The 25884-nt window shown below is 66.5% G+C and carries 27 protein-coding genes; 19 read left to right on the forward strand and 8 right to left on the reverse strand.

Annotated features, from left to right (window positions below):
- Window positions 1–42 precede the first annotated feature (42 nt).
- A complete protein-coding gene (locus ABD017_RS02545; RefSeq protein ID WP_343879801.1) occupies window positions 43–981 on the forward strand; it encodes an isopenicillin N synthase family dioxygenase in 939 nt (312 codons plus the stop codon).
- A 41-nt stretch (window positions 982–1022) separates the two neighbouring features.
- Here the strand turns inward: ABD017_RS02545 and smpB are convergent, their stop codons facing one another.
- Window positions 1023–1511, reverse strand: a complete 489-nt coding sequence (gene smpB / locus ABD017_RS02550) for an SsrA-binding protein SmpB (RefSeq protein WP_056079964.1) — start codon at window positions 1509–1511, stop codon at window positions 1023–1025.
- Window positions 1512–1593: 82 nt separating this feature from the next.
- Between smpB and ABD017_RS02555 the strand changes: the two genes are divergently transcribed.
- Together ABD017_RS02555 and ABD017_RS02560 are read left to right on the forward strand one after the other, a co-directional pair.
- Window positions 1594–2025, forward strand: coding sequence for a type II toxin-antitoxin system RatA family toxin (locus tag ABD017_RS02555; RefSeq protein WP_343879803.1), 432 nt, complete (start codon window positions 1594–1596; stop codon window positions 2023–2025).
- A complete protein-coding gene (locus ABD017_RS02560) occupies window positions 2018–2317 on the forward strand; it encodes an RnfH family protein (protein WP_343879805.1) in 300 nt (99 codons plus the stop codon). Before ABD017_RS02555 ends, ABD017_RS02560 begins: the two co-directional genes overlap by 8 nt.
- Before the next feature lie 32 nt (window positions 2318–2349).
- On the opposite strand, the gene ABD017_RS02565 is transcribed toward ABD017_RS02560, so the two are convergent.
- Window positions 2350–2817, reverse strand: a complete 468-nt coding sequence (locus tag ABD017_RS02565) for an outer membrane protein assembly factor BamE (protein WP_343879807.1) — start codon at window positions 2815–2817, stop codon at window positions 2350–2352.
- A gap of 78 nt (window positions 2818–2895) precedes the next feature.
- Here ABD017_RS02565 and fur point away from each other — a divergent pair, with 78 nt between their 5' ends.
- Window positions 2896–3318, forward strand: a complete 423-nt coding sequence (gene fur, locus ABD017_RS02570; RefSeq protein ID WP_343879809.1) for a ferric iron uptake transcriptional regulator — start codon at window positions 2896–2898, stop codon at window positions 3316–3318.
- A 392-nt stretch (window positions 3319–3710) separates the two neighbouring features.
- Here the strand turns inward: fur and ABD017_RS02575 are convergent, their stop codons facing one another.
- Window positions 3711–5318 carry an MASE1 domain-containing sensor histidine kinase gene (locus ABD017_RS02575; RefSeq protein WP_343879811.1) on the reverse strand — a complete coding sequence of 536 codons (1608 nt, stop codon included), beginning with the start codon at window positions 5316–5318 and terminating at the stop codon, window positions 3711–3713.
- 77 nt (window positions 5319–5395) lie between these two features.
- Here ABD017_RS02575 and ABD017_RS02580 point away from each other — a divergent pair, with 77 nt between their 5' ends.
- Both ABD017_RS02580 and ABD017_RS02585 read left to right on the forward strand, forming a co-directional pair.
- Window positions 5396–6025: a response regulator gene (locus tag ABD017_RS02580; protein WP_343879813.1), complete on the forward strand. Its 630-nt coding sequence runs from the start codon at window positions 5396–5398 to the stop codon at window positions 6023–6025.
- A gap of 100 nt (window positions 6026–6125) precedes the next feature.
- The gene (locus ABD017_RS02585) at window positions 6126–7442 is read left to right on the forward strand and encodes an MFS transporter (RefSeq protein WP_343879815.1); all 1317 of its coding nucleotides are present in this window, start codon (window positions 6126–6128) and stop codon (window positions 7440–7442) included.
- A gap of 85 nt (window positions 7443–7527) precedes the next feature.
- On the opposite strand, the gene yidD is transcribed toward ABD017_RS02585, so the two are convergent.
- Entirely contained in the window at window positions 7528–7737 is a 210-nt protein-coding gene (gene yidD / locus ABD017_RS02590; protein WP_343880644.1) for a membrane protein insertion efficiency factor YidD, read from the reverse strand.
- 176 nt (window positions 7738–7913) lie between these two features.
- Here yidD and dksA point away from each other — a divergent pair, with 176 nt between their 5' ends.
- Window positions 7914–9137 (forward strand): RNA polymerase-binding protein DksA, encoded by a 1224-nt coding sequence (gene dksA, locus ABD017_RS02595; protein ID WP_343879817.1) that lies wholly within the window; start codon window positions 7914–7916, stop codon window positions 9135–9137.
- A gap of 89 nt (window positions 9138–9226) precedes the next feature.
- Here the strand turns inward: dksA and ABD017_RS02600 are convergent, their stop codons facing one another.
- Together ABD017_RS02600 and cysS are read right to left on the reverse strand one after the other, a co-directional pair.
- Entirely contained in the window at window positions 9227–9652 is a 426-nt protein-coding gene (locus ABD017_RS02600; protein ID WP_343879819.1) for a SufE family protein, read from the reverse strand.
- A gap of 67 nt (window positions 9653–9719) precedes the next feature.
- Complete coding sequence (gene cysS / locus ABD017_RS02605; RefSeq protein ID WP_343879821.1) at window positions 9720–11084, reverse strand: cysteine--tRNA ligase; 1365 nt, start codon at window positions 11082–11084, stop codon at window positions 9720–9722.
- A 175-nt stretch (window positions 11085–11259) separates the two neighbouring features.
- Here cysS and ABD017_RS02610 point away from each other — a divergent pair, with 175 nt between their 5' ends.
- From ABD017_RS02610 to ABD017_RS02665, 12 genes are all read left to right on the forward strand, one after another.
- The gene (locus ABD017_RS02610; protein WP_343879823.1) at window positions 11260–11787 is read left to right on the forward strand and encodes a glycine zipper 2TM domain-containing protein; all 528 of its coding nucleotides are present in this window, start codon (window positions 11260–11262) and stop codon (window positions 11785–11787) included.
- A gap of 373 nt (window positions 11788–12160) precedes the next feature.
- Window positions 12161–13168, forward strand: coding sequence for an N-acetylornithine carbamoyltransferase (locus tag ABD017_RS02615; protein ID WP_343879825.1), 1008 nt, complete (start codon window positions 12161–12163; stop codon window positions 13166–13168).
- Window positions 13169–13178: 10 nt separating this feature from the next.
- Complete coding sequence (locus ABD017_RS02620) at window positions 13179–13802, forward strand: FMN-binding negative transcriptional regulator (protein WP_343879827.1); 624 nt, start codon at window positions 13179–13181, stop codon at window positions 13800–13802.
- Entirely contained in the window at window positions 13799–14272 is a 474-nt protein-coding gene (locus ABD017_RS02625) for an OsmC family protein (RefSeq protein ID WP_343879829.1), read from the forward strand. Before ABD017_RS02620 ends, ABD017_RS02625 begins: the two co-directional genes overlap by 4 nt.
- 28 nt (window positions 14273–14300) lie before the next feature.
- On the forward strand, window positions 14301–15506 hold the full coding sequence (locus ABD017_RS02630; RefSeq protein WP_343879831.1) for an argininosuccinate synthase: 1206 nt from the start codon (window positions 14301–14303) through the stop codon (window positions 15504–15506).
- Window positions 15507–15509: 3 nt separating this feature from the next.
- Window positions 15510–16640 (forward strand): acetylornithine deacetylase, encoded by a 1131-nt coding sequence (locus ABD017_RS02635; RefSeq protein ID WP_343879833.1) that lies wholly within the window; start codon window positions 15510–15512, stop codon window positions 16638–16640.
- Window positions 16633–17955, forward strand: coding sequence for an acetylglutamate kinase (locus tag ABD017_RS02640; RefSeq protein WP_343879835.1), 1323 nt, complete (start codon window positions 16633–16635; stop codon window positions 17953–17955). Before ABD017_RS02635 ends, ABD017_RS02640 begins: the two co-directional genes overlap by 8 nt.
- The gene (gene argC, locus ABD017_RS02645) at window positions 17952–18905 is read left to right on the forward strand and encodes an N-acetyl-gamma-glutamyl-phosphate reductase (protein ID WP_343879837.1); all 954 of its coding nucleotides are present in this window, start codon (window positions 17952–17954) and stop codon (window positions 18903–18905) included. The genes ABD017_RS02640 and argC overlap by 4 nt, the downstream gene beginning before the upstream one ends.
- 85 nt (window positions 18906–18990) lie before the next feature.
- Complete coding sequence (argH, locus tag ABD017_RS02650; RefSeq protein ID WP_343879839.1) at window positions 18991–20286, forward strand: argininosuccinate lyase; 1296 nt, start codon at window positions 18991–18993, stop codon at window positions 20284–20286.
- Window positions 20287–20443: 157 nt separating this feature from the next.
- A complete protein-coding gene (gene proB, locus ABD017_RS02655) occupies window positions 20444–21613 on the forward strand; it encodes a glutamate 5-kinase (protein WP_343879841.1) in 1170 nt (389 codons plus the stop codon).
- A gap of 63 nt (window positions 21614–21676) precedes the next feature.
- The gene (proB, locus tag ABD017_RS02660; protein ID WP_343879843.1) at window positions 21677–22855 is read left to right on the forward strand and encodes a glutamate 5-kinase; all 1179 of its coding nucleotides are present in this window, start codon (window positions 21677–21679) and stop codon (window positions 22853–22855) included.
- Window positions 22852–24114, forward strand: coding sequence for a glutamate-5-semialdehyde dehydrogenase (locus ABD017_RS02665; protein WP_343879845.1), 1263 nt, complete (start codon window positions 22852–22854; stop codon window positions 24112–24114). Before proB (ABD017_RS02660) ends, ABD017_RS02665 begins: the two co-directional genes overlap by 4 nt.
- 123 nt (window positions 24115–24237) lie before the next feature.
- Here ABD017_RS02665 and ABD017_RS02670 read toward each other — a convergent pair whose 3' ends face one another.
- Window positions 24238–24735 (reverse strand): pyridoxamine 5'-phosphate oxidase family protein, encoded by a 498-nt coding sequence (locus ABD017_RS02670; protein WP_343879847.1) that lies wholly within the window; start codon window positions 24733–24735, stop codon window positions 24238–24240.
- Between the two features lie 77 nt (window positions 24736–24812).
- Window positions 24813–25883, reverse strand: a complete 1071-nt coding sequence (locus ABD017_RS02675; RefSeq protein ID WP_343879849.1) for an alpha/beta hydrolase — start codon at window positions 25881–25883, stop codon at window positions 24813–24815.
- Between the last annotated feature and the right edge of the window lies 1 nt (window position 25884).

The raw sequence follows: 25884 nt of genomic DNA on the forward strand, positions 1-25884 counted from the left end.
TCACGGCGGTGGATGGACCGCCGCCCAACCGGAGCTACAGCCATGCAACACGTTCCCACCCTGGACATTCGCCGCTACGACACCGACCGCGACGCCTTCGTCGCCGAGCTGGGCGCGACGTATCGCGAATTCGGCTTCTGCTGCATCAGCGGCCACGGCATTGCCCGCGAGCTGATCGACGGCGCCTACGACGCGTTCGGACGCTTCTTCGCGCTGCCCACCGAGACCAAGCTGAAGTACCACGTTCCCGGCAGCGGCGGCGCGCGCGGCTACACGCCGTTCAAGGTGGAAACGGCCAAGGGCAGCCAGTACGCCGACCTCAAGGAGTTCTGGCACATCGGTCGCGAGATCTCGCGCGATTCAAAGTTTGCCGACGTGATGCCGCCCAATCTGTGGCCGGCCGAGGTGCCGGATTTCAAGCGTTGGGGCTACGGCCTGTACCAGGCGCTGGATGACCTCGGCAGCCGCGTGCTGCGCGCGCTGGCGCTGCACATCGATCAGCCGGCAAACTTCTTCGGGGACAAGACCGATCTGGGCAATTCCATCCTGCGCCCGATCCATTACCCGCCGATCGACGACGCCAGCGACATCCCGAACGTGCGCGCCGGCGCGCACGAGGACATCAACCTCATCACCTTGCTGGTGGGCGCCAGCGCCGAAGGTCTGGAAGTGCTGAGCCATGGCCGGTGGCTGCCGATCACCACCGAGGGCGACGCGATCGTGGTGAACATCGGCGACATGTTGCAGCGGTTGACCAACCACGTGTTTCCATCCACTTCGCACCGCGTGGTCAACCCGCCGAACGAGAACGCGCGCAAGCCGCGCTACTCGGTGCCGTTCTTCCTGCACCCGAACCCGGATGTGGTGCTCGACCCGCTGGCCTCGTGCATCACGCCGGACAACCCGCGCCGCTACGACACCTCGATCACCGCGCACGAGTACCTGATGCAGCGGCTGCGCGAGATCAAGCTGATCGGATAAGGCAATGACGAGCTGTCGCCATCGCCTGAAGTGGCGCAGCCTCAGGCACGGTTGTGCGCACGCATCGTGCGCTGCTTCTCGATCTGCCAGTCGCGCTGTTTCTCGGTGTCGCGCTTGTCGTGCTCCTGCTTGCCGCGGGCCAGGCCGATTTCCACCTTCACCTTGTTGCCCTTCCAGTACATTGCGGTGGGCACCAGGGTGTAGCCCTTGCGCTCGACGGCGCCGACCAGCTGGTCGATCTCCTTGCGATGCAGCAGCAGCTTGCGGGTGCGACGATCCTCGGCGATCACGTGGGTGGACGCGCTGATCAGCGGCGGGATCGAGGCGCCGACCAGGAAGATCTCGTTCTTCAGCACCACCGCGTAGCTGTCGCCGAAGTTGATCCGGCCGGCGCGCAAGGCCTTCAGTTCCCAGCCCTGCAAGGCCACGCCGCACTCGAAGCGCTGATCGATGTGGTACTCGAAGCGCGCGCGTTTGTTGAGCGCGATGGTGCCGCTGCCCTTAGTGTCCTTGTCCTTCGTTTTGGCCATGTCCGTTAAACTCTCGCCTTTCGGCCCTGCTGCTGGCGTGACCGCGGACGGGCCAGACCATTGGTGATGTATAGAGGCTGCCGTGATCGAGATTCGTCGCAGTGCGCTGGTGCGCCATACGCCCGAGCAGATGTTCGATCTGGTCAATGATGTGGAAGCATACCCAAAGCGTTTCAACTGGTGCGCCTCGTCCGAAGTGATCGAACGCGACGGCAACGTGCTGGAGGCGCGGCTGGATCTGAACTTCGCCGGGTTGCGCCACAGCTTCACTACTCGCAACACGACCGAGCCACCGCATCGCATCGACATCAGCCTGGTGGGCGGCCCATTCCGCTCGCTCGATGGCGTGTGGACGTTCACCGCACTGGGCGACAGCGGTTGCAAGGTGGCGCTGGCGCTGGATTTCGAATTCGCCGGCCGCTTCGGCGGCGCCCTGCTCAAGCTGGGTTTCCAAGGCCTGGGCAACCGCATGGTCGACGACTTCTGCCGGGAGGCCGAGCGTCTCTATGGATGATGTCCGGGCCGACGGTTCGGCCATCGTGGTGGAGGTGGCCTATGCCGGCGCAGAGCGGCAGATCGTTCGCCGCCTCGAACTGCGCGCCGGCAGCACCGTAAGTGAAGCGATCGCCGCCGCGGGGCTGGATGGCATCGTGCCGCCCGGTGGCATCGACCCGGCGCAGCTGGGGATTTTCTCGCGGCGGGTATCGGCCGACCAGGTGCTTTGCCATGGCGACCGGGTGGAAATCTACCGGCCGCTCAAGCTCGATCCCATGGAAGCCCGCCGGCAGCGTGCGCGGCGGCGTTGACCACCGCGCCGGCGACATCCCATTTCAGCCCGTCATTGACCGTCGTCGTCGTCGCCGCCACGCGTGCCGGTGCCGAAACCGCCGTCATCCGACTTCGGTTTCTGGCTCTTGTCACCCTCGGTTTCGTCGACCGGGTAGTCGGCGTGATACTTCTTGCTTTCCTCCAGCAGCTTCTCCGCATCCTGCGGGAAGAAGTCGCCCTCGGTGCGCACCAGCGTGTCGTTGTTGAAGGTCAACGTGAGCGTGCGCACCTTGAGTGGGCCACCGCGATGCGACTGCGTGGACACGTAATCCCAGCGGCTCTGCTCGAACGGCGTGCTTACCGAGGGCGTGCCCATCAGCACCAGCACCTGCCGCTTGGTCATGCCCGGCTTCAGCTGATCGACCGTCTTCTTGTCGAGCAGGTTGCCCTGCTGCACATCGGGCGTGTAGACGATGTGGCAGCCGGCGATGGAGAGCGCCAGCATGGCGAAAACCAGCAGGGTGATCAGCTTTTGCATTGCGTGATGCGTCCAATCGTAAAGGTGTCGGATGATACACTACCGTTTCGCTAGCGCTGCGCGCCTGGAGGTCATGCGATGGAACAGGAAACCAGGGAACTGCGTCGGGTCGGCCTCAAGGTCACCCATCCGCGCATGCGCATCCTGCAGATCTTCGACGAGGAAGAGGGCAATCATCTCACCGCCGAAGACGTCTACAAGAAATTGCTGGCCCATCAGGAAGACATCGGCCTGGCGACGGTTTACCGCGTGCTGACCCAGTTCGAGGCGGCAGGCATTGTCGTCAAGCACAATTTCGAGGGTGGCCAGGCTGTCTACGAACTCGACCGCGGCAAACATCATGACCACATGATCGATGTGGACAGCGGAAAAGTGATCGAGTTCGTCAGCGAGGAGATCGAGCGGCTGCAGCACGAAATCGCGGCCCGCCACGGCTACGTCATCGAAGACCACAGCCTGGTGCTCTACGTCCGTCCCAGGCAACGGTCCGGAAAGGGCTGAGTCTGCGGCCGCGCGGCGCGGCGGCGCCTGCGGTATCGGAAAACAGCGGGGCCGGGGCGAAAAAGGCACAAAAAAAACCGCAGTTGGACTCCTGTCCGCCTGCGGTTGTTCCGTTACCTGTCGAGCTGCGATGCAGCGAATTGCTCGCTGCCATCGATACGCCACAAGTCGCGGCAAAAACGGCATCCTGCCGTTTTTCTCGAAGCGCCCGTCCCCACGGTTGCTTCGATACACCATCTTGCGATGGTGGCTCCCCCACATCGATGGATTGATACTAACGAAGCTTTCACGGGCCGGATATTGGAAAAATTCCTAGGCGGCATGGCCGTCGCCCTGGGGCCCGACGATCCCGCCCGGGCGGCGCCCGGCCGATGCCTTTCATGGCGCAGACGTCATGCCAGCGCCGAAGGATCGGGGCCGCCGTTGCTGTTTCGCAGCAGCACCCGCAGGTGGACGCCGGGTCGCTGCGGGTGCAGCCTGAAATCGCCGCCCAGGGAGGTCACCCGGTCGCGCATGCCCTGCAGGCCGCGTCCGCCGCGCGGCGGGCGGGCCGGCAGGCCGGTACCGTTGTCGCGCAGGTCCAGCAGCGCCAGCGCCACACCCTGGCGTTTGCCGATGCGCAGGCGCAGCCGAAATTCGGTGGCGCCGGAGTGCTTGACGGTATTGGTGGCGCTCTCCTGCGCCAGCCGGTAGATCGCCGTGCGGATATCCTCGTCGAGCTGGCGCGGGTCACCGTAAAGGTCGGTGTGATAGGCGATGCCGGCAGTGGTGAGCAGGTCGCGGATCGGGCCTTCGTCGAGTGCGCGCAGCAGCCCGAATTCATCCAGCACGGCCGGGCGCAGGTCGTCGAGCAGCCGGTGCAGGGCGCGCCGCATGTGCGCCAGGATGGTGTTGATCGAGCTGCCGATGTCCTTCAATCCCGCCTGCTGCAAGCGCGCTTCCGCCAGTTTCACATGGGTCTGGATGGCGGTGATGTTCTGCCCCAGCTCGTCGTGGAGCTCGGCCGCCAGGTGCCTGCGCTGGTTTTCGTCGGCGCGCAGGTTGCCGCGCGCGGCGTTGCGCAGCTGGCCGGTGAGCTGGTCGAGGTGGTAATTGACGGCGCCCAGGTAGGCGTTCTGTTCGGCCACGTAGGCACTGCTTTCGCGCAAGGCGTCGGTGGCCGACCCCAGCATCATGGCGCCGGTGCCGGCCACCGCCAGGAACAGGTAGGCGGAGGCAGTGGAGGGGGCGTAGTTCAGGTGCTGCTCGGCCAGGGTGATGCCCAGGCTGGTGACCAGCATCGCCAGGCTGGCCCCGCGCCAGCCGTGCCGGAACGCGAAGTACAGCACTGGCGCCAGCGACAGGACGCGGGCGAATTGCGGTTGCGGGGCAACCTGCCTGGACAACAGAAGCAGGATCGCCATCGAGGGCAGCATCACCAGCACGCCATCGATCAGCAGGCTGACCAGCGCGCCCCGGTCCAGCCGATCCTGCACCAGCATCACCATCAGCGGAACCACCAGGAGGATCGCCAGGTAATGGCTGAGCAGCTGTTCGCCCAGCACCTGCAGCATCTGGTCGCCGCCACGATGAAGCGCGGTGAGGGCGGTGGCATCGGCGGCGGTGGTGGCGCCGACCAGCACGACCACGATCGCCAGCAGGCGTGCCATCTGCTGGGGCGTGTCCAGCGTGATCTGGCGGCCGAATCGACGGGCCAGCCACAGACCGCCGGCCATCACCAGCATGTTCGGCAGTTCGTTGAAAATGAAGCCGCCCCAGGCCACTGGCGCGCCCTGGCTCATGGCGATGCCTGCGGAAGCGACACATTCCGCTCCCAGCAACCAGCCCCAGTAACGCATGGGAGCGAGCAGGAGGGCGCCGAAGCGCAACCCGTACGGCAGCATCCAGAATGGCTGCACCGTCGGCCACAACGCCATCCACGCCAGGAAATAGCCCAGCCCCAGCGCCGGGCCGCGAAAGGAGGTGAGGGACGACTTCGATGGCATGGCGCGATGGTACATGCGCGGCGCCGCGCCGCGGTGGCGCCGTCCGGCGCGGAAACCGTGCCGCGACACACGTGCGTGTGTAAAGTAGCGCCATGCACAGCATCGTCCTGGTCGATGACCACGCCATCGTTCGCGAAGGGTTCAAGCGCCTGATCGAGCTTGAGCCCGATCTCGACGTGATCGCCGAATGCCGCAGCGCCGACGACGCGGTGGAGGCGGTCACCCAGTGGCTGCCGGATCTCGTGGCGCTGGACCTGTCGCTGCCCGATGGCAGCGGGTTGCCGTTGATCGAGCATCTGCTGAGCGTTTCGCCGCAGACGCGCATCGTGGTGCTGAGCATGCACGATGGCGAACCGTACATTTCCGAAGCCATGCGTCGTGGCGCCAGCGGCTACGTGACCAAGGGCGTGGCACCGGAAGAGCTGGTGGCTGGTCTGCGTGCGGTGATGAACGGCGAAAGCTTCCTGAGTTCCGACATCCGCAAGCGTCGGGCCGAGCGGCCCGCCGACGCGCTCGATCCCATCCATCGGCTGACGGCCCGCGAGCGCGAAGTGTTCCTGCTGCTTGCCGCCGGGCGCGCCCCCAAGCAGGTGGCTGCCGAGCTGGGCATCGGGCAGAAAACCGTCTACATCCACCGCGCCAGCGTGATGGGGAAGCTTGGTGCCGGCTCCGAGCTCGAGCTTTACCGCATCGCCAGCGAGCGCAGCCTGCTGCCGGCTTGACGCGTCAGGCGAGTTCCCGAATGGACGGCCATCGGCAACGCTGCCGCTGCGAGCGGCGCTCTGTCAGAATCGTCTGTCCAGCCAACAGGGGAGCCATGGCATGAGTGAAACCGAAACCGAAGTCGTGCCGGTCAATTCACCGCGTCGCATTCTTTTTGCCAGCCTGATCGGCACCACGATCGAGTTTTTCGATTTCTACATCTACGCGACGGCGGCGGTGCTGGTTTTCCCCAAGCTGTTTTTCCCCGCGGCGGATGCCACGTCGGCCACGCTGGAATCGCTGGCCACGTTCGCGCTGGCGTTCTTCGCGCGCCCGGTGGGGTCGGCGGTGTTTGGCCATTTCGGCGACCGCATCGGGCGCAAGGCGACGCTGGTGGCGGCCTTGCTGACCATGGGCATTTCCACCGTGACCATCGGCTTGCTGCCCACCTATGCCGAGATCGGCGTGGCCGCGCCCGCCTTGCTGGCGCTTTGCCGCTTCGGCCAGGGCCTGGGCCTGGGTGGCGAGTGGGGCGGCGCCGTGCTGCTGGCGACCGAGAATGCGCCCCCGGGCAAGCGCGCGTGGTACGGCATGTTTCCGCAGCTCGGCGCGCCGCTCGGCTTCTTCCTCTCCACCGGCATGTTCCTGTGGCTGACCGAGGGTATCGGCGAGGCGGCCTTCTTCGCCTGGGGCTGGCGCATTCCGTTCCTGGGCAGCGCGGCGCTGGTGGTGATCGGCCTGTGGATGCGCCTGAAGCTGCAGGAGACGCCCGACTTCGCTCGCGCCATCTCGCGTCACGAGCGCGTGCGCATGCCGATGCTGACCGTGCTTGCCCGGCATCCGCGTGCCTTGCTGGCTGGCACCTTCACCGCGCTGGCCACGTTCGTGCTGTTCTACCTGATGACCGTGTTCACCCTGAGCTGGGCCACCACCCGGCTGGGCTATTCGCGCGAGGAGTTTCTGCTGCTGCAGATGCTTGGCGTGATCCTTTTCGGCGTCACCATACCGTTGTCGGCCATCTTCGCCGATCGCTACGGCGCGCGCCTGGCGATGGTGCTTTCCACCGTGCTGATCCTGGCCTTCGGCATCGGCTTCGCGCCGTTGTTCGCGGCCGGCAGCATGGCCAGCGTCTTTGTTTTCCTCTCGCTGGGCCTGGGCGTGATGGGCTTGACCTATGGTCCGTTGGGCACGGCGCTGGCGCAGATGTTTCCCACCGCGGTGCGCTATACCGGCGCGTCGCTGGCCTTCAACATGGCGGGCATTTTCGGCGCGTCGCTGGCGCCGTACATCGCCACCTGGCTGGCGGCGACGCGTGGCCTGGCCTATGTCGGCTACTACCTCGCCGCCGCGGCTGTGGTGACCTTGCTGGCGCTGCTGATCACGCCGCCAGCCGCGCGCGAAGCCGTCGCGTCAGGCGAACCGACGGTCGCGCTCTAGCGACCGCTCGGGACGTCAACGGCGACGCACGAACCCGGGCGATGCTTTCACGCGGTTGTCGGCCCGGCCGTGTCACGCTTGGCAGTCAACGGATATCGGGGGCGTGGTCATGCGAGCGGCAAGCGCGAAAGTGGAAATGCTCGGGCACCGGGTCCTCGCCGCCGGTGCACAACGGCTGGCAGCGCAGCAGCCGCCAGCCGGCCAACAGACTTCCACGCCACGGGCCGAAGCGCGTCACCGCGATACGTGCATAATCGGAGCAACTGGGGTGGAAACGGCAGCGCGGTCCAAGCATCGGACTGAGCCAGCGCTTGTAGAAACGGAGCAACAACAGTATCAATCGAGTCAAGACAGAGGTAACCGCGGCGAGCTGGGGAATTCAGTGCCACGAGTATTCCAGAATCGTGCTTGCCGGTGTAGGGCACATGGGCTATAACTCCCGGCCGCCACGGCCAAAAACGGTGAAGGAATATGGCGAATACGACGCGTAGTTCGACCGCTGCCAAGGTGAAAAAGGACAAGGCTCCGACCAAGTCAGTCGGCACGTCCAAGGCGACCGCCAGCAAGGGCGGCAAGGCCAAACCCGTGGCGAAACCGGCGGCCGCCAAGCGCCCGGTGGCTGCAGCCAAATCCGCCGCAAAGAGCGCTGCAGCACGCAAGCCCACGACCGTGAAAAAGGCCAAGCCGGCGGCTGCACCGGCAAAGAAAGTCGCGGCCAGGCCGACGTCGAAAGCGGCCGCCAAACCGGCCAGCGCAAAGAGCGCACCGAAAAAAGGGGTGGCAAAAAAAGCCCCCGTGAAGCAAGCTGTGGCGAACAAGCCGGTCAAGCCGGCGGTCGCAAAGAAGTCGGCGCAGAAGGCGGCATCCAAGCGTCCGGCTGTTTCGAAAACCCCCATCAAGCCGGTGGCGAAGAAATCCGCAGCACCGGCAAAACCCGCGGCCAAGGTCGCTTCCAGGCCCGCTTCGAAACCCAAGGCGCCGTCGCCGGCCAGGAACAAGGCGGCCAAGCCGGCCGCGTCGGCTCCATCCGCTGACCGGCCCGCGACAGCAGCATCGGCTGCATCCGGCAAACCGGCCGCGTCGGCGTCCACCACCGCGCTCTACAAGGGCAAGGTGGCCAGCGCCATCGCCATGGTGACCCCGCGGAAGGCCCCCGCTGCCGCACACCATGCCTCTCACCATAATCAGAAAAATTCGTCATCCTCAATGAATAAATCGGCGACAAAAAAGCTCGAAAACGGCGTTACCCGGGAAGACGGGCGCTATGCGCTGCCTTCCACCAGCGTCATCACCTTGCCCAAGGGGTATCGTCCGTCCTCCGACGAGGAGTACATGAACCCGCAGCACCTGGCCTACTTCCGCAACAAGTTGCGCGACTGGCGCGACCAGCTGGTGGAGGAATCGCGCCAGACCATGGACAACCTGCGCGAAGAAGTGCGCGATGTCGGTGACGAGGCCGAGCGCGCCACCCGCGAAACCGAAAACTCGCTGGAGCTGCGCACCCGCGACCGTTACCGCAAGCTGATTTCCAAGATCGACAAGGCGCTGCGCCGGATCGAGGAAGGCAGCTATGGCTTCTGCGAGGAGACCGACGAGGAAATCGGCGTGGACCGGCTCGATGCCCGTCCGATCGCCACCTTGTCGCTGGACGCGCAGGAGCGCCGCGAACACCTGCAGAAGCAGATGGGCGATTGATCTGTGCCGCTCACCGGCGCAAAAAGGCCCCGCTTCGAGCGGGGCCTTTTTTGTTCGCCATCACGCCACCGGCATAAAGTGCTGCGCGGTCAGGCCAGCGCCTGTGCGGCGTAGCCTTTCAATTTCGCCAGCATCGATGCCAGCCCGTTCGAGCGGGTGGGCGAAAGATGCTTGGCCAGGCCGATGGTGCCGATGAAGGTGGGTTCGGTATCCACGATCTCCCGCGCCGGGCGGTCGGAATACACGCGCAGCACCAGGGCGATCAGACCCGAGACGATCGCCGAATCGCTGGTCGCCTCGAAGTGCATGCGCCCGGCGTCACCGCTGGGCACCAGCCAGACCATCGACTGGCAGCCGAGCACGCGGTAGGCCTCGGTCTTGTGGTCTTCGGGAAACGGCGGCAACTGCTTGCCGAGGTCGATCAGGTACTGGTAGCGCTCGGTCCAATCGCCGAAGTAGGCGAATTCCTCGGCGATTTCCTGCTGCGCCTCGTCGGCGCTGGTGTGCATGTTCATCGACCCATTATCGCGCATCGGGTGGGAACGAGGTGACGTGGCCGGTGCGCCGATGCGTCCGCGGCGCTCACTTCACGCTCCAGCGCGTGCCCTGGGCGCTGTCCTCGATCACGATGCCCAACGCGTCCAGCTCGTCGCGAATGGCGTCGGCGCGGGCGAAATCGCGCGCGGCGCGGGCATCGCGGCGCTGCTGCAGCAGGTCTTCGATGCGTGCCGCGTCGATCGCGTCGCCGCCGCGCTGGAACCATGCGTCGGGCGCCTGCTGCAGCAGGCCAAGCAGGGCACCGCCGCCGAGCAGCTCGGCCTTTGCAGCGGCCGTGCCGGCCTGTCGCGCGGCATCGGCCAGTTGCGAAAGCTCGGCCAGTGCCTGGGGAGTATTGAGGTCGTCGCACAATGCGGCCTCGACGGCGGGCGGAACCGGCAGCGCACCGGGGGGAAGCTCGATGCCGGCCAGGTCGCGCAGTACGCGGTACCAGCCGTCGAGCGTGTTCACCGCCTGCCGGATGGCGTCATCGGACCAGTCCAGTGGCTGGCGATAATGGCCGCGCAGCAACATCAGGCGCAGCGCTTCGGCCGGATGCTGCTGCAGCAGTTCATGCACCAGCAGCACGTTGCCCAGCGACTTGGACATCTTGCGACCGCCGAACGTGAGCATGCCGTTGTGCAGCCAGTAGCGGGCGAATGTCTTGCCGCCATGCGCGCAGGTGGATTGGGCAATCTCGTTTTCGTGATGCGGAAACTGCAGGTCGATGCCACCCGCGTGGATGTCGATGGTTTCGCCCAGGTGCGCGGCGCTCATCGCGGAGCACTCGATATGCCAGCCGGGGCGGCCGCGGCCCCAGGGGCTGTCCCAGCCGGGCAGGTCGGGGGTGGAGGGTTTCCACAGCACGAAATCGCCGGGGCTTTTCTTGTAGGGCGCCACGTCCACCCGCGCGCCGGCGATCAGCTCTTCGGTATCGCGGCCCGACAGCGCGCCGTAGTCAGGATAACTGTCCACGTCGAACAGCACGTGCCCTTCCGCCGCGTAGGCGTGCCCGTTGGCGAGCAACTGCTCGATCATCGCCACGATCTCGCCGATGTGCGCGGTGGCGTGCGGTTCGATGTCGGGCGGGGCCACGCCCAGGCCGGCCATGTCGTCGCGGAAGGCCTGCGCGAAACGGTCGGTGATGGCGGTGATCGGCACGCCTTGCTGTTGCGCGGCGGCATTGATCTTGTCGTCGACGTCGGTGATGTTGCGGGCGTACACCACCTGTGGGTAATGCCGCCGCAACAGCCGCGCCAATACGTCGAACACCACCGGCGGACGCGCATTGCCGATATGCACGAAGTTGTAGACGGTGGGGCCGCAGACATACATGGTCACCCGTTGCGGGTCGAGCGGAACAAAGGGTTCGAGCCGGCGGGTGAGGCCGTTGTAGAGCGAAATCGGCATGGGTCGGAGCATCCGCGATGGAGAGCAGGCGAGCTGGCGTTTTGGCAGCCCGGCATCTTAACAAGGTGTAAGCGCGGCGGGCGGAACCTGCTGATTCTAAGCGTGTATTCAGCGTGAATTTGTTGCAATGATCGGGCAACCGCAACCCCTGCCGTGCCTCAGATCGGAGTTCGCAATGACCAAGCTGCTGTTCCCCACGCTGTTGCTGGCCCTGGCGGCGACGGGCGTCCAGGCTCAGGACGGGCGCTACGCCAATGGCGACGACAACACGCACTACGGTTGGGCCGACGTGCTGCGCGTCGATCCGGTCTCGGCCATCACCCAGACCGAAGTGCCGCGGCAGGAGTGCTACGACCAGCAGGTCGTGCATCAGGATCGGGGCAACAGCACCGCGGGCACCATCCTGGGCGCTGTCGTCGGTGGTGTGCTGGGCAACACCGTGGGCAAGGGCGACGGTCGTCGCGCTGCGACCGTCGCCGGCGCGGTGGCGGGTGGTGCGGTGGGCAACCGGGCGTCCAACCATGGCGGCACGTACGAAACCACGCAGACACGGTGCCGGCAGGTCAGCACGGTCAGCGAGCAGCGCCGCATCGTCGGCTACGACGTCGAGTACAAGTATCGCGGCGAGGTCTACGTGTCGCGGCTGAACTACGATCCGGGCGAACGGTTGCGGGTCAGGGTGAACGTGCAGCCGGCCGATTGATCGGGCCAGCTTCATCGGAACGCGCCGCCTTCGGGCGGCGCATTCGTTGGTGCGGCGGGGCAGTGGGTCAGGTTTTTGTTGCAAGGCAGCGAAATTCCCGCCATCATGCACGTTCGCGTTCAACGTTGATCACCCGATTTCCGCGCATGTCCATAGCCGTCTATACCGCCAACGTCCTCACCAGCGCCCGCATGGCCGCCGGCATGACGTCGCGCGCGCGCCGACCGCGGTACCGACTTTCGGCCGGGTAGGCAGTCGCGCACGTTGACGATGCGGATAGACAAAAAAGCCCGGCCCTCGCGCCGGGCTTTTGCGTTCCGGGGATTGGTTTCACACGTATCCATTGGCTGACTCTCACTCAAGGTATCGCCCCATGGCACCTCGACATTTCCTGACCACCCAGGACTACAGCCGCGCCGAGATCGACGCCCTGCTGGTCCAGGCGGCCGAATTCAAGCGCTCGCCCGGCGGCCGTCACATGGCCGGCAAATCGATTGCGCTGCTGTTCTTCAACCCCTCGATGCGCACGCGTACCAGCTTTGAGCTGGGCGCGTTCCAGTTGGGCGGGCATGCCGTGGTGCTGCAGCCGGGCAAGGATGCATGGCCGATCGAGTTCGAGGTCGGCAGCGTGATGGACGGTGACACCGAGGAGCACATCGCCGAGGTGGCGCGCGTGCTGTCGCGCTACGTCGACCTGATCGCCGTGCGCGCGTTTCCCAAATTCCAGGACTGGGCGGTGGATCGCCAGGACACCGTGATCAAGGCGTTCGCGCAATACGCGACGGTGCCGGTGATCAACATGGAAACGATCACCCACCCCTGCCAGGAGCTGGCCCATGCGCTGGCGCTGAAGGAACACCTGGGCAGCCTGCAGAACAAGAAGTACGTATTGACCTGGACCTACCATCCCAAGCCGCTGAACACCGCGGTGGCGAATTCCGCGCTGCTGATCGCCACCAAGATGGGCATGGATGTCACGCTGCTGTGCCCCACGCCGGACTACGTGCTGGACGAGCGCTACATGGCGTATGGACGTCTGAACGCGGAGGAGAACGGCGGCTCGCTGAAGGTCAGCCACGACATCGAGGAGGCCTACAGCGGTGCCGACGTGGTCTACGCCAAGAGCTGGGGTGCGTTGCCGTATTTCGGTCGCTGGGAGCAGGAAAAGCCCATCCGCGAGGCCAACAAGCACTTCATCGTCGACGAAGCGAAGATGGCGCTGACCAACCACGGCCTGTTCAGTCACTGCCTGCCGTTGCGGCGGAACGTCAAGGCGACCGATGCAGTGATGGATTCGCCGGCATGCATCGCCATCGACGAAGCCGAGAACCGCCTGCATGTGCAGAAGGCGGTCATGGCCTCGCTGCTCGGCCAGGGCTGAGCCGCTGCCCATGTACGCGCCCACGTCATTTCGCGAAACACGCCGCGAGGTGCTGCGCGACCTGGTTCGCGTCTATCCGTTCGCCACCGTGATCGTGCAGGCGCAGGGCGGGCTGGCGGCGAACCATCTGCCGTTCGAGTGGCATGGCGACGCGCTGCAGGCGCACGTGGCCCGCGGCAACGAGTTGGCGGCGATGGATGGTGCCCAGGTGCTTGTGGTGTTCCAGGGCCCGCAGGGCTACATCAGCCCGAACTGGTACCCCAGCAAGCACGAGACCGGGCGGGAAGTGCCGACCTGGAACTACACCGTGGTGCACGTGCATGGCCACCTGCGCGTGATCGACGACGCGGCGTGGATTCGCGGCCAGCTGGAAGCGCTCACCGATCACCATGAATCCGGCCAGCCCCGGCCCTGGAAAATCAGCGATGCACCCGAGGATCACGTCGGGAAATTGCTGGGCGCGATCGTCGGCATCGAAGTCGCGGTCGAACGCATCGAAGGCAAGTTCAAGCTCAGCCAGAACCATCCCGCGCGCAACCGCGAAGGAGTGATCACCGGCCTGCGCCAGCGCGACGGTGATGGCGACATGGAACTGGCCGCCCTGATGAGCCAACGCGAGGAGTCCGCACTGTGAACCATCAGCATCACTACCGCGTCGACGTGGAATGGACCGGCAACCTGGGCAGCGGCACGGACGGTTACCGCAACTACAGCCGTGACCACGTCATCCGCATCGAGGGCAAGCCGCCGCTGGCCGGATCGTCCGACCCGAGCTTCCGCGGCGACGCCGCCAGGCACAACCCCGAGGACATGCTGGTCACCGCCCTGTCGACCTGTCACATGCTTTCGTACCTGCACATGGCGACGGTGGCGGGTGTGGTGGTGACCGGCTATGTCGATGCGGCCGAGGGCACCATGGCCATGGAAAGGGATGGCGGCCGTTTCGTCGAGGTGGTCTTGCGTCCCACCGTCACGATCAGCGCGGCCAGCGACCCGGCCAAGGCCGAAGCAGCCCACGAGACCGCCCACCACGCCTGTTTCATCGCCAATTCCGTGAATTTCCCGGTGCGTTGCGAAGCGCGCATCGTCGTTTCTTCCGACTGACATCTTCCCGATCAGGATTCCGCAAGCCATGAGCAAAGACATCGTCCTCGCCTTCTCCGGTGGCCTCGACACCAGCTTCTGCGTGCCTTACCTCAAGGAGCGCGGCTGGGCCGTGCATACCGTGTTTGCCGACACCGGCGGCGTGGATGCCGAGGAGCGGGCCTTCATCGAGAACCGCGCTAAGGAACTGGGCGTGGCCAGCCACGTCACCATTGACGGTGGCCCCGCGATCTGGAGCGGCTTCGTGAAGCCGTTCGTGTGGGCCGGCGAGGGCTACCAGGGCCAGTATCCGTTGCTGGTCTCCGACCGCTACCTGATCGTGGAGGCCGCGCTCAAGCGCGCCGCCGAGCTGGGTACGCGCGCCATCGCGCATGGCTGCACCGGTATGGGCAACGACCAGGTGCGCTTCGACCTGGCGGTGAAATCGCTGGGCGACTACCAGATCGTGGCGCCGATCCGCGAGATCCAGAAGGAACACACGCAGACGCGTGCCTACGAGCAGGCCTTCCTGGAAGAGCGCGGGTTCGGCGTGCGCGCCAAGCAGCAGGCCTACACCATCAACGAAAACCTGCTCGGCCTGACCATGTCCGGCGGCGAGATCGACAAGTGGCAGGCGCCGGGCGAGGGTGCGGTGGGCTGGTGCAAGCCGCGTGCCGAATGGCCGTCCAAACCGCTCCGGGTGAAGATCGGCTTCGAGCGTGGCGAAGCCGTGTCGCTGGACGGCGAGAAGATCGCCGGCCACAAGCTGCTGGCAAAATTGAACGGCCTGTTCGCGCCCTATGGCGTGGGTCGCGGCCTCTATACCGGCGACACCACCATCGGCCTGAAGGGCCGCATCATCTACGAAGCCCCCGGCCTGATTTCGCTGCTGACCGCACACCGCGCGCTGGAAGAGGCCGTGCTCAGCAAGCAGCAGAACCGCTTCAAGCCCGACGTGGCGCGCAAGTGGGTGGAGGTGGTGTACGAGGGTTTCTTCCACGATCCGATCAAGGCCGACCTGGAGGCGTTCCTGGCGTCCAGCCAGTCCACCGTCAACGGCGAAGTGACGCTGGAGACGCATGGCGGCCTGGTCAGCGCGGTGGCCGTCGAATCGAAGCACATCCTCAACGCCAAGGGCGCCACCTACGCGCAGTCGGCCGATTGGGGCGTGGCGGAGGCGGAAGGCTTCATCAAGCTGTTCGGCATGAGCTCGACGCTGTGGGCCGAGGTCAATCGGGGCGGGAACGGGGAATAGGGAATGGGGAATAGCGAGAAGCTGCTCGAGGCGACGCTGGCGCACCTGGAGGCGCTGGTGGGTTTCGACACGCGCAACCCGCCGCGGGCGATCGACACCGGCGGCATCTTCGATTACCTGCGCGCGCAGTTGCCGGGCTTCGAGGTGACGGTGACCGATTTCGGCGCCGGCGCGGTGAGCCTGCACGCCGTGCGTGGCAAGCCGAAGTACCTCTTCAACGTGCATCTGGATACGGTGCCCGATTCGCCGGCGTGGACTGCCGATCCGCACGCCTTGCGTATCACGTCGGACCGGGCCATCGGCCTCGGCGCCTGCGACATCAAGGGCGCCGCGGCGGCGCTGCTGGCGGCGGCGAATGCCAGCGATGGCGACATGGCGCTGCTGTTTTCCACCGACGAGGAAGCCAACGATCCGCGCTGCATTGCCGGGTTTCTCCGCGATTTTCCCCCTCTCCCAAAGGAAGAGGGGAGCTATCAGGCGGTGATCATTGCCGAGCCCACCAGGGGCGAGGCGGTGCTGGCGCATCGCGGCATCCAGTCGGTGCTGATGCGCTTTGCCGGCCATGCCGGGCACGCCTCGGGCGAGCAGAAGGCCAGCGACAGCGCGCTGCACCAGGCGGTGCGCTGGGGCGATGCGGCGCTGGATTTCGTGGAGGCGCAATCGCATGAGCGTTTCGGCGGCCTCACCGGGTTGCGCTTCAACATCGGTCGTATCGAAGGCGGCATCAAGGCCAACATGATCGCGCCCAGTGCCGAGCTGCGCTTCGGCATGCGCCCGCTGCCCACGATGAACCCCGACGACCTGCTGGAGCGCTTCCGCGCCCTGGCGCAACCCGCGCCCGCGCATTTCGAGGAAACCTTCCGCGGCCCCTCGCTGCCGGCGGGCGACACCGCGCGCGCCGAGGAGCGCCGTCTGCGTGCGCGCGACCTGGCCGACGAGCTGGGTATCCCGGTGGGCAACGCGGTGGACTTCTGGACCGAAGCGGCGCTGTTTTCCGCCGCTGGCTACACCGCCTTCGTCTACGGCCCCGGCGACATCGCCCAGGCGCACAGCGCCGACGAATGGGTGGCGCTGGACCAGTTGCAGCAGTACGCACAAACCATCTACCGGATCGTCGATCGTGGAAATGCATAACAAGAGTACCCGCCAGACCATCGTGCGCCTGCTGTCGAGCATGGGCAGCGCGAAGGAAATCCAGCAATACCTGAAACGCTTCTCGCAGCTGGATGCCAAGCGCTTTGCCGTGGTGAAAGTCGGCGGTGCCGTGTTGCGCGACGACCTGTCCGCGTTGACCTCGTCGCTGACCTTCCTGCAACAAGTCGGCTTGACGCCCATCGTGCTGCACGGCGCCGGCCCGCAACTGGACGAGGAGCTGTCCGCCGCCGGCATCGTGAAGGAAACCGTGAACGGCCTGCGGGTGACCTCGCCCGAAGCGCTGGCGATCGTGCGCAAGGTGTTCCAGGCACAGAACCTGCGCCTGGTGGAAGCGCTGCAGAGCATGGATGCGCGCGCCACCTCGGTGCCGTCGGGCGTGTTCGCGTCCAGCTACCTGGATCAATCCGTATACGGCCTGGTCGGCAAGGTGGACAGCATCAACCTGGCGCCGATCGATGCCAGCCTGCGCGCCGGCTCCATCCCGGTGATCGCCAGCCTGGGCGAAACGCCGAGCGGGCAGATCCTCAACATCAATGCCGACTTCGCCGCCAACGAGCTGGTGCGCGTGCTGCAGCCGTACAAGATCGTGTTTCTCACCGGCACCGGCGGCCTGCTGGACGAGAAGGGCAAGGTGATCGACTCGATCAACCTCAGCACCGAGTACGAGCACCTGATGGCGCAGCCGTGGATCAACGGCGGCATGCGCCTGAAGATCGAGCAGATCGCCGACCTGCTGTCCGACCTGCCGCTGACCTCGTCGGTGTCGATCACGCGGCCGGCCGAGCTGGCCAAGGAGCTGTTCACGCACAAGGGCTCGGGCACCTTGGTGCGTCGTGGCGAGCGCGTGTTGAAGTTCGACTCGTGGCAGGGCATCGACCTGGATCGCCTGCGCGCGCTGATCGAATCCAGCTTCGGCCGCACGCTGGTGCCCGATTATTTCGAGCGCACCAAGCCGCGCTGCGTCTACGTCAGCGAGAACTACCGCGCCGCGATGATCCTCACCGAGGAAGGCGGCGTGCCGTACCTGGACAAGTTCGCGGTGCTGGACGACGCGCAGGGCGAAGGCCTGGGCCGGGCGGTGTGGCAGGTGATGCGCGAGGCGCATCCGCGGCTGTTCTGGCGCTCGCGCCACGGCAACGCGATCAATCCGTTCTACTACGCCGAGTCCGACGGCAGCCTCAAGCAGGAGCGCTGGAAGGTGTTCTGGTACGGCCTGGACAATTTCGATGACATCGCTCGCTGCGTGGCCCATTGCGCCACGCGGCAGCCGACCCTGCTGGATCACGCATCATGACCAAGGAAAAGAAGACCATCGGCATCGTGGGCGCACGCGGGCATACCGGCGTGGAGCTGATCCGCCTGATCGCGGCGCATCCCGTGCTGGAATTGTCCTTCGTCTCCTCGCGCGAACTCGATGGCGAGCGCGTGGCCGACCACGTCGAGGGCTTTGCCGGCGAGCTGCGCTACGCCAGCCTCGACGCCGACGCGGTGGCGGCGCAGAAGGCCGACGTGGTGATCCTGGCCTTGCCCAATGGCAAGGCGGCGCCGTACGTGGCGGCGATCGAGGCCAGCCGGCCCGACACGCTGGTGCTCGACCTGTCGGCGGATTACCGCTTCGACGACCATTGGTATTACGGCCTGCCCGAACTGACCCGCGGCCGCTGGCGTGGCGAAAAGCGCATCAGCAACCCCGGTTGCTACGCCACCGCGATCGAGCTTTCGGTGACGCCGCTGAAGGATCTCCTGGCCGCGCCGCCGGTGTGCTTTGGCGTATCGGGTTATTCCGGCGCGGGCACCACGCCGTCGGACAAGAACGATCCGGAAAAGCTGCACGACAACCTGATGCCGTATGCCCTGACGGGCCACATGCACGAGAAGGAGGCCAGCCGCCATCTCGGCCTGCCGGTGGAGTTCATGCCGCACGTGGCGCCGCATTTCCGCGGGCTCACCGTCACCACCAACCTGTACCTGTCGCGCCAGATGAAACGCGAGGACGTGCTGGCGCGCTTCCATGCCGCTTACGACGGCGAAAAGCTGGTGGACGTGACCGACGAGGCGCCATGGGTGAGCCGCATCGCCCACAGCCACCGCGCCGAGGTGGGCGGCTTTGCCGTCTCGGCCGACGGCAAGCGGGTGGTGGTGGTGGCCACGCTGGACAACCTGCTCAAAGGCGCCGCCACCCAGGCCATGCAGAACATCAATCGCGCCATCGGCGTGGACGAGTACACCGCCATACCGGTGTAGGAGCGCACCCTGTGCGCGAAAGCTCTTCCACAAGGCCTCGTCAAAGCCATCGCGCACAAGGTGCGCTCCTACAGGATTTCCCACGATGACCCAGCCCCTCTGGCAAAAAGACGGCATCAAGATCGATGCGAAGATCATGCAGTTCCTGGCCGGCGACGACGTGTTGCTGGATCGGGAGTTTTTCCTGCACGACATCACCGCCAGCAAGGCGCACGTGGAAGGCCTGGCGAACATCGGCGTGGTCGGCGCGGACGAGGCGGCGGCGCTGAAGCGCGAGCTGGATGCGCTGGCCGGGGATTTCCGCAGCGGCGCGTTCGTGCTGGACGAACGTCATGAAGACGGCCATTCCGCCATCGAGGCGCGGCTGACCGAACGGCTCGGCGATGCCGGCCGCCGGGTGCACACCGGACGCAGCCGCAACGACCAGATACTGGTGGCCACGCGGTTGTGGCTGAAGGAAAAACTGGCCACGCTGCAAGCGCTGTGCCGCGACATCGCCCAGGTCTGCCTGGATCGCGCGGCCCAAGCGCCGCTGCCGCTGCCCGGCTATACGCATCTGCAGCGCGCCGTGGTGTCGTCCACCGCGATGTGGTTCGCCGGCTTTGCCGAGGGCTTTACCGACAACGCGCTGCGCGCGCAGCAGACCGCCGTGTTGATCGACGCCAACCCGTTGGGTACCGCTGCCGGCTATGGCGTCAACCTGCCGCTCGACCGCGTGCACACGACGCAGGCGCTGGGCTTCGCCCGCATGCAGGTGTCGCCGGTCTACGCGCAGCTGTCGCGCGGAAAATTCGAGATGGCGGTGCTGGAGGCAATCGCCAGCGCGCTGCTGGACCTGCGCCGCATGGCGTGGGACCTGTCGCTGTTCACCACCGCCGAATTCAACTTCGTGAAACTGCCTGCCGAGTACACCACCGGCAGTTCGATCATGCCGAACAAGCGCAACCCGGACGTGGTCGAACTGCTGCGCGCCAGCTATGCCAGCGTGGCCGCGGCGCGTTGCGAGATCGAGCAATTGCTGTCGCTGCCCTCGGGTTACCAGCGCGACCTGCAGTTTTCCAAGGGCTCGCTGTTCCATGGCGTGACGCACGGCTTGGCCGCGCTGGAGCTGGTGCCCGACCTGCTGGCGCGGTTGCAGTGGAACGAGCCGGCCATGCGCGCGGCAATCGAGCCGTCGATGTACGCCACCGACGTGGCGATCGAGCAGGCCGCGGCCGGCGTGCCGTTCCGTGACGCCTATCGCGCCGCCGCCGAAGCGGCCAGCGCGGCCGGCGCAGGGCGCACGCCGGAGTCCAGCCTGGAGGCGCGCGTCTCGCCCGGTGCGGGCCATGACCTGAAGCTCGACCAGGTGCAGCAGCGCCTGGACGCAATAAGCGGCTGAATACGACCGGCATGAAGAGGGAAGGGGAGATGTCCACAGTCCATTCGGCAAAGGCATTGCATCGCGCCGGTGTACGTCCATGCGGACGTCCAGACGTCCATTCCGTTGCCGGCATGTTCGTCTGCACCGCCTCGGCCGTGCTGTCGGGACGCGTGCGATGAAGGCGGCAAACCGCGTCTTGCCCGCCCAGCCGCTGCCGGCGTGGAAACGCGCCGTGCTGAAAGTCGGCAGCAACCTGTTGGCAGCCGATGGCGGTGGTCTCACGCCGCGCTACGCAGCCGCGCTGGCGGATTTCATCGCAGCCAGCCATCGCGACGGTCGCGAGGTGGTGCTGGTGTCCTCCGGTGCCGTAGCGGCCGGGCGTGCCATGTTGCAGGCGAAGTCGGGCGCGGGCCCTGACATCGCGGCGCGGCAGGCGCTGGCGGCGCTGGGCCAGGCGCCGATGATCGCGTTGTGGCAGTCGCTGGCGTCGCAGTCGGTGGCCCAGGTATTGCTGACCCACGACGACGTGCGCAATCGCCGCCGCTATCTCAACGCGCGCGCCACGTTGCGCGAGCTGCTGGCGCTTGGCGTGCTGCCGGTGGTCAACGAGAACGACACCGTGTCGGTGGACGAGTTGAAGCTGGGCGACAACGACAACCTGGCCGCTATCGTGGCGACCCTGGTCGATGCCGATTTGCTGCTGATCGCGTCCGACGTCGATGCGCTGTACAGCGCCGATCCCCGCCGCGACCCCACCGCCACGCCGTTCGCCCGCGTCGAGGCGCTGACACCACAGATCATGGCGATGGCCGGCGGCAGCGGTTCCACGGTGGGTACCGGCGGCATGCGCACCAAGTTGCAGGCCGCCGCTCGCGCGGCCACGGCCGGCATTCCCACCGCATTGTTCAGCGGTCGTGACGCCGCCACGGTCGAGGCGCTGCAGCGAAACGTGTTGCACGGTACCCTTGTGGCCGCGGCAAACACGCGCATGCACGCGCGCAAGCACTGGTTGCGCCATGCCCCGGCCGCACCCGGCAGCATCCGGATCGACGCGGGGGCGGCGCGCGCGCTGACCGGCGGCCACGCTTCGCTGCTGCCCGGCGGGATGACCGGCGCCGACGGCGAGTTCCACCGTGGCGACCTGGTCGAAATTCTCGACGTCGGTGGCCGATTGGTGGCACGCGGCTTGAGCCAGTACTCGGCCGCCGAGGTGCGACGCCTGGCCGGCCGGCACAGCCGCGACATCGAAAGCGTGCTCGGCTACAGCTATGGCGACGAGGTGGTGCACCGCGACGACCTGGCCACCCTGACCGATGCCGCCAGTGATGCGCTGGCGCAGCGTTAGCCGAAAGGCTCCGCGGCCCTTGGGAGCCGCCGTTCGATTTCCCGTAGCCACTTGTAGAGGACGATGACCCAGACACGACCATTCACACCACAGACCCTGCCGCCATGGCGGCGCGCCGTATTGAAAGTGGGCAGCAGCCTGCTCGCCGCCGACACCGGCGGACTCAGTACGCGCTACGCCCTGGGCCTGGCCCAATTCATTTCCGCCTGCCACGCCAACGGTCGCGAGATCGTGCTGGTGTCGTCGGGCGCCGTTGCCGCCGGCCGCCTGATGCTGCGCGACCATTCCCACGAAGACACCAGCAACGCCGCCCGCCAGGCGATGGCGGCGCTGGGCCAGACGCAGACCGTGGCGTTGTGGCAACGCCTGTTCGACCACCCGCTAGCGCAGGTGCTGCTGACCCATGACGATTTGCGCGACCGGCGCCGCTACCTCAACGCGCGCGCCACGCTGAGCGAACTGCTCAACTACAAGATCATGCCGGTGGTGAACGAGAACGACACCGTGGCCATCGACGAACTCACCCTGGGCGACAACGACAATCTGGCGGCCATCGTGGCCGCCCTGGTCGACGCCGACATGCTGCTGATCGCCACCGACATCGATGGCCTGTACACCGCCGATCCGCGCACGCACCTCGATGCCGAGCCGATCAACGAAGTGCACGAGCTCACGGCCGAGATCATGGCGATGGCGGGCTGCGCCGGCTCGTCGGTGGGCACCGGCGGCATGCGCACCAAGCTGGAGGCGGCGGAGAAGGCCGCCACGGCGGGCATCCCCACCGTGCTGTTCAACGGCCGCGACAGCGAGGTGGTGAGCCTCCTGGCGCGCGACCAGTTGCGCGGCACTCTGCTGCGCACCAGTGCCACCCGGCTGCACGCGCGCAAGTACTGGTTGCGCCACATGCCGGCAGTGCCCGGCCACATCCACGTCGACGCCGGTGCCGCGCACGCGATCACCCACGAGGGTGCCTCCCTGTTGCCCAAGGGCATCATCGATGCGCAAGGGCTGTTCCAGCGCGGCGACATGGTCAGGATCGTCAGTGATGGCGGCGACGGCACGCTGCACGTCATCGCCCGCGGCATCGCCCAATATGGCGCGGCGGAGATCAACCGCATCGCCGGAACCCACACCCGTGACATAAGCGAGCGGCTCGGTTACAGCTATGGCGAAAACGTCGTCCACCGCGACGACCTGGCCACGCTGCGCGAGACCGGTTTGCCGACAGGAGAATACGCATGAGCGACATCCGTACCCAGGCCCTCGCCTGCCGCGACGCGGCCACCGCCATCGCCGCGCTGGACAACGCCGCCCGGCGACAGCTGCTGCTGGACATGGCGCAGGCGATCGACGATCGCACCGCCGCCATCCTGGCGGCCAACGAGAAGGACATGGCGCAGGCGGCGGCCAAGGGCGTGCAGGGCGCGATGCTCGACCGTCTGCGGCTGGATGGCGCGCGCGTCGCGGCGATCGCGCGTGCCGTGCGCGAGGTGGCGGACTTGCCCGATCCGGTGGGGCAGGTGACGCGGCGCGACCAGTTGCCGAACGGGCTGGCGATCGAGCGCGTGCGCATCCCGCTGGGCGTGGTGACGATGATCTACGAAGCACGCCCCAACGTCACCGCCGACGCCGCCGCGCTGTGCCTGAAGGCCGGCAATGCGGTGATCCTGCGCGGCGGCTCCGAGGCGCTGCATTCCAACACCGCCATCGCCGCCGCGCTGCACGAGGCACTGCGGAAGCACGGCATCCCCGCGGCGGCCGTCACCCTGGTCGAGGACCTGCGCCGCGAGACGATGGTCGAACTGCTGCAGCTGGCCGACATCATCGACCTGGCCATCCCGCGCGGTGGCGAAGGCCTGATCCGTTTCGTCACCGAACATGCGCGGGTGCCGGTGATCAAGCACTACAAGGGCGTCTGCCACCTCTACGTGGACAAGGCGGCCGACCTGGCGCTGGCGCTGGATCTGCTGATCGACGGCAAGACCTCGCGGCCCGGCGTGTGCAACGCGCTGGAGACGCTGCTGGTGCATCGTGACGTCGCCGCCAGTTTCCTGCCGACGGCCGCGGCGGCGCTGCGCCAGCGCGGCGTCGAGCTGCGCGGCGACGAGCGCAGCCGCGCCGTGGTGCCCGACATGGCCGTGGCCAGCGAGGACGACTATGCGGCGGAATTCCTGGACCTGATCCTCGCCGTACGCGTGGTGGACGACGTGGACGACGCCATCGCCCACATCCGCCGCTACGGGTCCGACCACACCGAAGTCATCGCCACCGCCGCCCCGGCCACGGCCGAGGCGTTCGTGCACGCACTGCGCAGCGCGGTGGTGATGGTCAACGCCTCCTCGCGCTTCTCCGACGGCGGCGAGCTGGGGCTGGGGGCGGAGATTGGCATTTCCACCACGCGCCTGCACGCCTACGGCCCGATGGGCGCCGAGTCGCTGACCATCGAACGTTTCGTGGTACGCGGCGAAGGCCAGGTGCGGCATCCGCAAAGCCGCGCGTAAAGACGAATGCGTGTGCAGGAGTGCACCCTGTGCGCGATGCTCTTGCCGGGATTCGGGATTCGGGATTCGGGATTCGGGATTCGCAAAAGCAAAAGCATCGCGCACGGGCGCGGGCGTGCCGGCTCAGCCTTCCAGATGCCCCTGCTCGCCGATATCGCTCGGTGTGTCGTCGAGCATTGCGCGGGCGAAATCGAGCGCGCGCTCGATGAAATTGCCCGCCTCCCAATAGCTGGCGTCGCGCACCTGCACGCGCAGCACCATCAGGTTGGGGTCGTCCTTGCCGTCGGGGAAAAACGCCTTCTGCGCGGGTGACCACAGTTCGTCGATGGTGTCCGCATCCCGGTCCATGCGGGCACGGCCACGCACCGATACGTAGCGGTGTTCGCCCGGGTGCGCGTAGGCGAGATTGACGCCGTGGTCGTCGGTGAGTTCGGCCACCTTGTGGCTGTTGGCGCCAGTGAAGAAGATCAACTCGCCATTGGCGTCCAGCTTCAGGGTCTGCAGTGGGCGGCTCACCATCGACCCATCCGCGGCGCGGGTGGTCAGCATCGCCACTTCGATGTCGTCGATAAGCTCGGCCAGCTTGTGCAGGTCGCTGTTGCGCGGTGCGTCGTTTTTCATGGCGGCTCCGTCGTTGCCGAAAGCCCTAGGTTGGCTGGCGACGGTTCAACGTGCGATGAAATCGGCGCAGGCGGTGATCAGTCGGTGCGCGCCCCGGTGTGGGCCGATCCATTGCCTCGTTGCTGCGCGGCCTGATCCCGCGCGATGGCTACGGCCTGGTTCACCGCATCGATCACGACCTGTGGCTGGTCGTACTGGATGTAATGCCCCGCGTTGGGCACGATCTCGTTCACGCCACGGGATGACATGGCGGCGACCTCGAGATGCAGCGATTCCCACAGCAGCGTGCGCTGGTTGCGCTCCTGCTGGGTCTCATCCGGCGCCTTCGTATAGGGGGAGTGGGTCAGCACGATGATCGGCATGTCGCCGTAGTGCTTGCGCGTGGCCCTTGTCTGGTCGGCGCTGGCATACGCCACGGCCTGGCGCTCGGAGGCGATGGCGGCTTGCCAGCGTACGGTCGATGCGTACCGGGCCTGTGCTTCGTTGATGGCCGGACTGAAGCGTGGGTCGGGGTCGCCGACGCATTTCTTGTAGGCCGGCGTGCCTGCAATGAGGCCATGTCTCGCCTCGTCCACGCAGCTGCCGTATTCCTTCAGGAACTTGTCCCACCTGGCCTGTTGTCCTGGCGCGCCGATGGCCCACCCGCGCGTCCACTGGTCTTCGTGCGAACCCTCGACCGACACCATGCCGACCACCTCACCGGGATAGCGGTCGGCATACACGCGGATGTACATGCCCGCGGCCGAGTGGCCTACCAGCACGTACGGCGGCGCGATGTGCGCGGCCTTCAGCAGGGCATGCAGGTCGTCGGCGTTGTTGCTCGCCGTGCCTGGGCGGCTCGAGCCGTCGCTGAAACCCAGGCCCGCCCGGTCGTAGGAGCAGGCACGCGTTCGGGTGGCGATAGCCGGTTGCACCAACGCCCATGAGATCGTGGAGTCACCCATGCCGGCGTCCAGGATCACCGTTGGTGAACCAGAGCCGAGGCAGTACAGGTTCATGCGGCGGCCGTGCCCCACGTCCACCAGCTGCTGCGGTTTCGTATAGACGGGATTGGTGATCAGCAGCTTGGCCGCCTCCTCGCCAATACACGCAGTCGAAAGCACAAGGCTCACGAAGAAACTTGCGGTCGCGGCGAGGCGTTCGCTCATG

It is taken from the genome of Rhodanobacter caeni (assembly GCF_039523575.1).
GTDB classification, from domain to species: Bacteria; Pseudomonadota; Gammaproteobacteria; order Xanthomonadales; family Rhodanobacteraceae; genus Rhodanobacter; species Rhodanobacter caeni.